Raw genomic sequence first — 10,241 nt, forward strand, 5'->3', positions numbered from 1 at the left:
CGGATTGAATCATTGAAAATCAATGGCTTGCGATGATTTGCGGGATAACCATATGTAGTCTAACTACAGCTTTTGTTGCGAGTGAGAGATACTTCAGGCCTCGCTGCCGCTGTTGCGGTGTTTGTGACCCGGGCTGACGCAGCCCTTTGACGAGTCCGCCATGACCGCCAACGCCCTCCATGCCCTCAAGGCCCGTTTCAAGAGTGTTGCCATGAAGTCCAGTCAGCCGATGGAAACCGCTTTCGAACAAGCGCTGCAGCGCGAACTGAGCCAGGCGGACCGGCCGCTTAGCCGTGACGCGCTGCTGCGCGCCGCCGCACTGGCCTGCCGCACCGTTCTGGATGAGCGTTGGGCCGCCACGCAGGCCGCCGATGCGGTGCGTGGTGCCCAGGCTCCGGTGCGCCGCGTGCACTACCTGTCGATGGAATTCCTGATGGGGCGCGCGCTCGGCAATGCGGTGGCCGCGCTGGGTCTTGACCCGCAATTGCGGGCCAGCTTTGCCGCCCAGGGTCAGTCCTTGCCTGATGTGCTGGAGCGCGAGAACGACGCGGCGCTGGGCAATGGCGGCCTGGGCCGGCTGGCGGCCTGTTTCCTCGACGCCTTCGCCGAGCTGGGCCTGCCGTCCTTCGGCTACGGCCTGCGCTACCAGTACGGCATGTTTGCCCAAGGCATACAGGCCGGGCGTCAGGTCGAGGCGCCGGATGACTGGATGGCCCTGGGTAACCCCTGGGAAGTGCTGCGCCCGGAGGCGCGCTACACGGTGGGATTTGGCGGACGCGTCGTGGTGGAGGCAGGTGGCGCGCGGCGCTGGCTGCCTGCCGAGCAATTGGTGGCGCAGGCCTGGGATTTCATCGTTCCGGCGCATCACAGCGAGCGCGTTTCGACCCTGCGCCAGTGGCAGGCCAGCGCTGCGGCGCCGATCGATTTCGCTGCCTTCAGCCGCGGCGACTATGCCGGCGCGGCGTCGCACCGCGTGGCCGCCGACGCGCTGAACTGGGTGCTCTATCCGGACGACAGCACCGAAGCCGGCCGCGAGCTGCGCTTGAAGCAGGAAGCCTTCCTGGTCAGCGCCTCGCTGCAGGACATGATGGCGCGCCATCTGCGAGAAGGCGGCACGCTGGACACGCTGGGCCGTGCCAACGCGGTGCATCTCAATGACACCCATCCGGCGCTGGCGCCGGCCGAGCTGATGCGCCTGCTGCTGGACGAGCATGGCCTGGCTTGGGAGGCCGCCTGGGCGATCACGCGCCAAGCGGTGTCCTACACCAATCACACGCTGATGCCCGAGGCGCTGGAAGCATGGCCGGTGCGCTTGTTCGAGGCTTTGCTGCCGCGCCACCTGGAAATCATCTATGAGATCAACCACCGCTTCCTGCAGCAGGTGCGCGCGCGCTGCCCGGGCGACGATGCGCTGCTGGCGCGCGTGTCGCTGATCGACGAGGGCGGCACCCATGGCGGCGAGCGCCGCGTGCGCATGGCCGCGCTGGCCGTGGTGGCTTCGCACCGCGTCAATGGCGTGGCGGCGCTGCATTCCGAGCTGATGGTGCAGACCATCTTTGCCGACTATGCGCAGCTTTTCCCGGAGCGCTTCCACAACGTCACCAACGGCGTCACGCCGCGGCGCTGGCTGCAGCAGGGCAATCCGGCCCTGGGCAGCGTGCTGGATGCGCGCATCGGTCAGGGCTGGCGCCAGGACCTGTCGCAGCTCGCGCAGCTCAAGCCCCTGGCCGGCGATGCGATGCTGGCCGCCGAGTTCATGGCGGTCAAACAAGCCAACAAGCAGCGGCTGGCCGCGCTGATCCGCCGTGAGCTGGGTCTGGTGGTCAACACCGACAGCCTGTTCGATGTGCAGATCAAGCGCATCCATGAATACAAGCGCCAGCTGCTCAACATCCTGCATGTGATCGCGCGCTACCAGGCCATCGTCGCCGACCCGGGTGCCGACTGGGTGCCGCGCACCGTGATCCTGGCCGGCAAGGCCGCCTCGGCCTATGCGATGGCCAAGAGCATCATCCAGCTGGCGCACGATGTGGGCCGCGTGGTCAACAGCGATCCGCGTGTGGGCGACAAGCTCAAGCTCGTCTTCCTTCCGAATTACGGCGTCAGCCTGGCCGAGACCATCATCCCGGCGGCTGATCTGTCGGAGCAGATCTCCACCGCCGGCACCGAGGCCTCGGGCACCGGCAATATGAAGTTCGCCCTCAATGGCGCGCTGACCATTGGCACCTGGGACGGCGCCAATATCGAGATGGCCCAGGCCATGGGCGAGCAGAACATGTTCGTCTTCGGCCTGCGCACCGAGGAGGTGGCCCGCATCAAGTCGCTGGGCTATGACCCGCGCTTGTATGTTGAGGGCAATCGGCAGCTGCAGGCGGTGCTGGACGCGATCGCCCATGGCGACTTCAGCGGCGGCGATGCTGGCCGCTACCGCAGCCTGGTGGACAAGCTGCTGGGCAGCGACCCCTATCTGCTGATGGCGGATTTTGGCGCCTATGTCGAGGCGCAGCAGCAGGTCGACGCGCTCTACCGCGATCCGGCCGCCTGGGGACAGCGCGCGGTCGCCAACGTGGCCGGCATGGGCTGGTTCTCGGCCGACCGCACGGTGGCGGAATACGCCGAGCGCGTCTGGTCCGCCAAGAGCCTCGGCGATGCCGGCCTGAGTGGTGGCGGCCTCGGCTGACAAGACCTGACCCTGCAGCCATGCTGGACGACGCCCAGACCCACGCCCTGCTGGAGGCCCGCCACGGCGATCCGTTCGCCGTGCTGGGCCTGCATCTCGATGCGGATGACGGCCGGCTGTGGATGCGCGCACTGCTTCCCAGTGCAGCCGGCGTGATGCTGCTCGAGGCCGCCAGCGGCCGTCTGGTGGCCAGCCTGCCGCACCGCGCCGGCGGCTTGTTCGAGGCGCCGCTGCCGCGCCGCCGCAAGCGCTTCGACTACCGCCTGCAGGTGCGCTGGGACGACGGGCTGGAAGAGCGCTATGCCGATGCCTACGCCTTCGGCCCGCTGCTGGCGGACGCCGACCTGCAGCTGCTGGCGCGCGGCAAGCATCCGCGCCCCTACACCGTGCTGGGCGCCCATCTGTTGCAGATCGGCGATGTGGCCGGCGTGCGCTTTGCCGTCTGGGCACCGCATGCGCAGCGGGTCAGCGTGGTCGGCAGCTTCAACAACTGGGACGGCCGGCGCCATGTGATGCGCCGGCACGCCGAGGCCGGGGTGTGGGAACTCTTCATTCCGCATGTGGCCGCCGGCGACCGCTACAAGTACGAACTGCTTGGGCCTGACGGCCGCCTGCTGCCGCTGAAGGCCGATCCCTTTGCCTTTGCCGCCGAGCTGCGCCCCGATACGGCCAGCCTGGTGGCTGCGCTGCCGCCGCTGCAGACCTTGCCGGCCGCGCGCGCCGCGGCCAACCGGCGCGATGCGCCGATCGCCATCTACGAGGTGCATGCGTCCTCGTGGCGCCGGCCGGACGGCCGCTTCCCAAGCTGGGATGAGCTGGCTGCCAGCCTGCCGGCCTATGCCGCCGACTTGGGCTTCACCCATATCGAACTGCTGCCGATCAGCGAACACCCCTTCGACGGCTCCTGGGGCTACCAGTGCCTGGGCCTATACGCCCCATCGGCGCGCTTCGGACCGCCCGAAGGCTTTGCGCGCTTCGTGGCCGCCTGCCATGCCGCCGGCCTGGGCCTGCTGCTGGACTGGGTGCCGGCGCATTTCCCGATGGATGCGCATGGGCTGGCGCAGTTCGACGGCACCGCGCTGTACGAATACGCCGATCCGCGCGAGGGCCTGCACCGCGACTGGAACACGTTGATCTACGACTTCGGCCGGCCGCAGGTGCGCCAGTTCCTGGTGGGCAGCGCGCTGTTTTGGGGCGAGCGCTGGGGCGCGGACGGCCTGCGCGTGGACGCGGTGGCCTCGATGCTGTACCGCGACTACTCGCGCCCGGCGGGCGAGTGGCTGCCCAATGCGCAGGGCGGGCGCGAGAACTTTGAGGCCATTGCCCTGCTCAGACAGCTCAACGAGCGCCTGGGCGCCGAGCAGCCGGGCGCGATCAGCGTGGCCGAGGAATCGACCGCCTTTCCGCAGGTGTCGGCTCCGGTCGATGCCGGTGGCCTGGGCTTCCACTACAAGTGGAATATGGGCTGGATGAACGACACGCTGGCCTATATGCGCGAGGACCCGATCCACCGCCGCTGGCACCACGACAAGCTAAGCTTCGGCCTGGTCTACGCCTTCAGCGAAAACTTCGTGCTGCCGCTCTCGCACGACGAGGTGGTGCATGGCAAGGGCTCGCTGCTGGGCAAGATGCCGGGCGATCCGAATGATCCTGCGCAATGGCAGCGTTATGCCAATCTGCGCGCCTACTACGGCTTCATGTGGGGGCACCCGGGCAAGAAGCTGCTCTTCATGGGCCAGGAGTTCGCGCAGCCCGGCGAGTGGAACCACGACGCCGAATTGCCCTGGGCGCTGCTGGATGATCCCCGCCACGCCGGCGTGCAGCGCCTGCTGCGTGACTTGAACCACCTCTATCGCAGCCAGCCCGCGCTGCACCGGCTGGATTGCGAGCCGGCCGGCTTTCAGTGGCTGCAGGCCGAGGATCGCGAGCAGTCCGTTCTGGCCTGGGCGCGCCACGACGGGCAGGGCGCTTGCGTCATCGTCGTCTGCAATTTCACACCGGTGCCGCGACTCGGCTACCGCCTGCCGGCGCCGGCTGGCGCGAGCGCCTGGCGCGAGGTCTTGAACAGCGATTCGGCGCATTACGGCGGCAGCAATCTGGGTAATCTGGATCTCGCGCTGCCCGTCATCGCTGGCCAGCTTACGCTGACGCTGCCGCCGCTGGCCACGGTCTTTCTCATCCCTGCCGAATCATGATGACGCCTTCCTCCTGCTCCCGGCTCAGCCGCCGCGATGCGCTAGCGCTCGGGCTGGGCGGCTTGACCGGTCTGGCCGAAGCGCAGAGCCCCAACCCCCGTATCGAAGCCTCGGCGCAGCAGCCGCGCTTCGGCCGGGTCGAGCGCTGGCCGCAGCTGGCCTCGCGCTGGGTCGACGCCCGACATGTCGAGGTCTGGCTGCCGCCGGGCTATGACGGACAGCGCCCGCATGCGGTGCTGTACATGCATGACGGCCAGATGCTGTTCGATGCCAGCAGCACCTGGAACCGCCAGGCCTGGGCCGTGGACCAGGTGGCGGCGCCGCTTCTGGCGGCTGGCACGTTGCGTGATTTCATCGTGGTGGGCGTCTGGAACAACGGGCCGCTGCGCCATGCCGAGTACTACCCGCAGGGCTTTCTGGCGCATCTGCAGCCCGAGAAACTGCGTGAGCGTTTCGTGCGCGAAGCCCTGGCCGGACGTCCGCGCGCCGATGACTATCTGCGCTTTCTGGTGGAGGAGCTCAAGCCGGCGATCGACGCGCAGTACGCCACCGAGCCGGCGCGCGATGCCACCTTCGTGATGGGCTCCAGCATGGGCGGTCTGATCAGTCTCTATGCGCTGTGTCGCCATCCCGAGGTCTTTGGCGGCGCGGCGGCGCTGAGCACTCACTGGATCGGCACCCGCGAACGCAACACCGAGCTGCCTGCCGCCGCGCTGGCCTGGCTGGATGGCCACCTGCCCGCGCCTGATCGGGTGCGTCTGTACACGGACCGCGGCAGCACCGAGCTGGATGCGCTGTACGAGCCGGCGCAATCGCAGGTCGATGCGCTGCTGGCGCGCAAGGGTTTTGTCGAGCCGCGTTTCGTCAGCCAGCGTTTCGAAGGCGAGGGCCACAACGAGCGCGCCTGGCACAAACGCCTGGACCTGCCGCTGCGGTTCCTGCTCGGGGCTGCCGCATGAGCGCGCCGAACGCTCACCTGGCTGACAGCCTCGTGCCCGGCCGCCACGAGCCGCTGGGCGCGCAGGCGCGCGATGGCGGCGTCAACTTCGCAGTGTTCTCCGAACACGCCACGCGCATTGAGCTCTGCGTCTTCGACGCGGCCGGCCAGCGCGAGCTGCGCCGCTATGCGCTGCAGGGGCCGGTGGATGGCGTCTTTTGCGGCTTTCTGCCGGGCGCAGGTGCCGGCCTGGTCTACGGCCTGCGCGCGCACGGGCCGCATGCACCGCACGAGGGGCATCGCTTCAACGCGCACAAGCTGCTGCTCGATCCCTATGCCCGCGAGATCGTCGGCCGCTTTGCCTGGCGGGCCGAGCACCATGGCTACCCGCTCGGTCATCCCGATGGCCCGCAGGCGCTGGACGAGTGCGACAACGCGCTGCATGCGCTCAAGGCCAGGGTCGCCGAGCCGCTGGCCCGGCCGGGGCCGCGCGCCAGCGCACCGCGTCATGCGCTGCCGGATGTGGTGCTGTACGAGGTGAATGTGAAGGGCTTCTCGATGCAGCACCCCGGCATCCCCGAGGCGCTGCGCGGCAGTTATGCGGCGCTAGCGCATCCGGCGGCCATCGCGCATTTCAAGGCGCTGGGCGTCACCACGGTGTCGCTGCTGCCGGTGCACTACGCGATCGACGAGCCGCATCTGGCCGAAACCGGCCTGCGCAACTACTGGGGCTACAACACGCTGGGCTTCTTCTGTCCCGATCCACGTCTGGCGAGCGCGGCGCTGCGCAGCGACCCGGCCGCGGTGACGGCTGAGTTCCGCGGCATGGTGCAGGCCTTGCATGAGGCCGGGCTGGAGGTGGTGCTGGATGTCGTCTACAACCACACGCCCGAAGGCAACCAGTACGGCCCGACGCTGAGCCTGCGCGGCCTCGATCAGGCGAGCTACTACCGCCTGGCCGAGGACGACCCGGCGCGACTGGAGAACCTCAGCGCCTGCGGCAACACGCTCAACGTGCGCCACCCGCGCGTGACGCAGCTGGTGCTGGACTCGCTGCGCTACTGGGTGGAAGAGATGGGGGTCGATGGCTTCCGCTTCGACCTCGCGCCGGTGCTGGGCCGCACCCGCCACGGCTATGACCCGCAGGCGTCCTTCTTCACCGCCTTGCGCCAGGACCCGGTGCTGAACAGCGTGCACCTGATTGCCGAACCCTGGGACGCAGGCGACCACGGCTACCAGCTCGGGCGATTCCCGGGCCGCTTCCTGGAGTGGAACGACAAGTTCCGCGACGCGGTGCGTGGCTACTGGCTGGCCGATCAGCTGGGCAGCGCGGCGCGTGTGGGCCGCGGGGAGTTCGCGCGGCGTTTCAGCGCCTCCAGCGACATGTTCCACCATGGCCAGCGGCCGCCGTGCGCCTCGGTCAATTTCATAGCGGTGCACGACGGCTACACGTTGAACGATCTTCTCAGCTACGCGCACAAGCACAACGAGGCGAACGGCGAGGACAACCGAGACGGCCGCGACGGCGAGCTCAGCGCGAACTTCGGTGTCGAGGGGGCGAGCGATGATGCCGCGGTGAGCCAGGCGCGCGAGCGCGTGCGCCGTGCGATGCTGGCCACGCTGCTGCTGGCGCAGGGCACGCCGATGTTGAATGCCGGCGACGAGCTCGCCAACAGCCAGGGCGGAAACAACAACGCCTACTGCCAGGACAGCCCGATCGGCTGGCTGGACTGGTCGCAGCCGCAGCGCGAGTCGCTCAGCGCCTTTGTCGGCCGCCTGCTGCAGCTGCGCCGTGCTGAGCCTCTGCTGCGCCATGCGCGCTGGTTCGTGCCGCCCGGGCAGGGGAGTGCGGGCGATGCCAGTATCCATTGGCTGCGGCCCGACGGCCACGAGATGCAGCTGCACGACTGGCACGACGCCGGCCAGCGCGCCTTTGCCTGCCTGCTGCGCCTGGCCGGCGACGCCGCGGCGCCGCAGCTGGCGCTGCTCTTCAACCCCGAGCCGCAGGCGCAGGCCTTCTGCCTGGGCGACGCGCCGGCCTGGACTGTTTTGCTCGACAGCAGCGGCACGCTGGCCGTGCCCGCGCAAGACCTGACCCCGGGCCTGCCCTTCGACGTTCCCGCGCGCAGCCTGCTGCTGCTGCGCGCTTCATCCTTGAATCCGCGACACTGACGACGCCATGGACCTGCTGAAACAACGCTCCGCCGGTGTGCTGCTGCACATCACCTCGCTGCCCGGCCCGCATGGCATGGGCGACTTCGGCCCCGAGGCCTACCGCTTCGTCGACTGGCTGGCCAGCGCCGGCCAGCGCATCTGGCAGCTGCTGCCGACTACACCGATTGGCCCGGGCGACAGCCCCTACCAGGGCGTCTCGGCCTTTGCCGGCAGCCCCTGGATGGTTGCGCTGGAGCCGCTGACGGCCAAGGGCTGGCTGGCCGCGCCGGTGCTGCCCGACTTCGATGTCCTGCACGTGGACTATGGGCGAGTCACGCCTTGGCGCGAGCAGCAGCTGCGCGCCGCGGCGCAAGGCTTCTTCGCCGGCGCCGCGGCGGCCGACCGGGTCGAGTTCGCCGCCTGGTGCGCGGCCGAACGCGACTGGCTGGAGGACTATGCGCTGTTCATGGCCATCCGCGCGCCGCTCGGCGGCCAGCCCTGGTGGACATGGCAGCCCGCACTGGCGCGCCGCGAGCCGGCGGCGCTGGCAGCGGCGCGCGTGCAGTACGCGGCCGAGATCGATTTCTGGCGCTTTGTGCAGTGGTGCTTCGACGTGCAGGCCCGGGCGCTCAAGGCCTACGCCAACGGCAAGGAGGTGGCGATCATGGGCGATCTGCCGATCTTCGTGGCGCATGACAGCGCCGACTGCTGGTCGCGGCCTGATCTCTACTTCCTGGACGAACAGTTCCAGACCACGGTGGTGGCTGGCGTGCCGCCTGACGCGCTGTCGGCCGAGGGCCAGCGCTGGGGCAATCCGCTCTACCGCTGGGACCGCATGGCAGCCGAGGACTATGGCTGGTGGACGGCGCGCGTGCGGCGTGCACTGGTGCAGGCCGACATGTTCCGCATCGATCACTTCCGCGGCTTTGCGGGCTATTACGAGATACCTGGCGACAGCCCGGATGCCAAGCGCGGCCGTTGGGTCACCGGCCCCGGCCAGGCCCTGTTCGATGCGATTGCGGAGGCGCTGGGCCAGCTGCCCATCGTGGCCGAGGACCTGGGCTTCATCACCGAGGATGTGCACCAGCTGAGGGACGGCTGCGGCTTCCCCGGCATGAAGATCCTGCAGTTCGGCTTCGGCGGCGATGGCACGCATGAGTTCCTGCCGCAGATGTGGCCGCGCGAAAGCGTGGCCTACACCGGGACGCATGACAACGACACGGTGCGCGGCTGGTGGGACAACGCCAGCCCGCGCGAGCGCGCCTTCGCCGGCAGCTATCTGGCCTGCGGCGCCCAGGATGTGCACTGGGCCATGATCCGCGCCTGCTGCAACTCGGTGGCCAATACCGTGGTGTTCCCGCTGCAGGACGTGCTGGGCCTGCCGAGCAGCCACCGCATGAACGTGCCCGGCGTGCTGGGCGGCAACTGGGGCTGGCGCTTCAACTGGGACATGGCCGGCCACGAGCCGGCGCGCGTGCTGGGCTTGATCAGCGCAGCCAGCGGGCGGGCGCCGATCGAGTTGCTGCAGCTGCCCGCCTGATCGACCGAGCGCTGTGACGACCCTCCAGACCCAGCTGATCCCGGCGGGCCACTTGTCCTGGATGCGGTCGCTCCATCAGGCTTAGGGCCGTGATCTTGTTCACAGCCGGGCGGCCCCGCGTTTGCGGGGGAATTGGGGTCCATCTGGCTTTGTCGGCGGCGCATTCGGGCTTAAGCTGTGCGCACTGTTTCATTGTCTGCACCGACCCCCTCTTAGGAGAGCCCTGATGACCAAATTCGCTCTGATCACCCTGCTGGCAGCTGCCATGCCTTCCCTCGCTCTGGCCAGCGGTGATGCGGCGTTGCGTGCCGAATGTGCCAGCAAGCACGCGGTGGACGTGAAGCCGGCTTCAGCCAACGAGTATGTCTTCGTCTACCACCAGGGCAAGCTGCGCGGTGAAGCCATTCCCGGCCAGAGCCTGGCTTGCAGCGAAGGGCAGTACAGCGCCTATCTGGCGCGTCTGGACCCGGCTCGCGTGATGGCCGCCAACCCGACAGCTGCGGGCAAGCCTGCTGTCGAGGAGCATGTCTTCAACTACAAGAAGGGCGTGCTGAAGCAAGGCCAGTGAAGCCCTGAAGCAGCTCCATCGAAGGGCCGGCAGAACGAAAGTTCTGCCGGTCTTTTTTTTGGTTCTTCGAAGAATTCCGGGGAAGGCTGGGGCCGATCCTTATGCTGATGCCGACAACGGCAAAGGCAGGAGGACGGGATGCTGGATCACAAGACACTGCAGGCGCT

6 protein-coding genes are annotated in these 10,241 nt (G+C 68.5%); all 6 read left to right on the forward strand.

Annotated elements, in window-relative coordinates; translation table 11 throughout:
* Window positions 1-211: 211 nt before the first annotated feature.
* The 6 genes from ACIQ67_RS17355 (at window position 212) to ACIQ67_RS17380 (ending at window position 10,074) form a co-directional block, all read left to right on the forward strand.
* Window positions 212-2,680 (forward strand): glycogen/starch/alpha-glucan phosphorylase, encoded by a 2,469-nt coding sequence (locus ACIQ67_RS17355; RefSeq protein ID WP_397535637.1) that lies wholly within the window; start codon window positions 212-214, stop codon window positions 2,678-2,680.
* 20 nt (window positions 2,681-2,700) lie between these two features.
* The gene (gene glgB / locus ACIQ67_RS17360) at window positions 2,701-4,875 is read left to right on the forward strand and encodes a 1,4-alpha-glucan branching protein GlgB (protein WP_397535632.1); all 2,175 of its coding nucleotides are present in this window, start codon (window positions 2,701-2,703) and stop codon (window positions 4,873-4,875) included.
* Window positions 4,875-5,834, forward strand: coding sequence for an alpha/beta hydrolase (locus tag ACIQ67_RS17365; protein WP_397535633.1), 960 nt, complete (start codon window positions 4,875-4,877; stop codon window positions 5,832-5,834). Before glgB ends, ACIQ67_RS17365 begins: the two co-directional genes overlap by 1 nt.
* On the forward strand, window positions 5,831-7,984 hold the full coding sequence (gene glgX, locus ACIQ67_RS17370) for a glycogen debranching protein GlgX (protein WP_397535634.1): 2,154 nt from the start codon (window positions 5,831-5,833) through the stop codon (window positions 7,982-7,984). Before ACIQ67_RS17365 ends, glgX begins: the two co-directional genes overlap by 4 nt.
* 7 nt (window positions 7,985-7,991) lie before the next feature.
* Entirely contained in the window at window positions 7,992-9,506 is a 1,515-nt protein-coding gene (malQ, locus tag ACIQ67_RS17375; RefSeq protein ID WP_397535635.1) for a 4-alpha-glucanotransferase, read from the forward strand.
* 226 nt (window positions 9,507-9,732) lie between these two features.
* Window positions 9,733-10,074: a hypothetical protein gene (locus ACIQ67_RS17380; protein ID WP_397535636.1), complete on the forward strand. Its 342-nt coding sequence runs from the start codon at window positions 9,733-9,735 to the stop codon at window positions 10,072-10,074.
* Window positions 10,075-10,241: the final 167 nt, after the last annotated feature.

Origin of the sequence: Roseateles sp., assembly GCF_044373315.1 — a bacterium.
Taxonomy (GTDB): Bacteria; Pseudomonadota; Gammaproteobacteria; order Burkholderiales; family Burkholderiaceae_C; genus JACDQM01.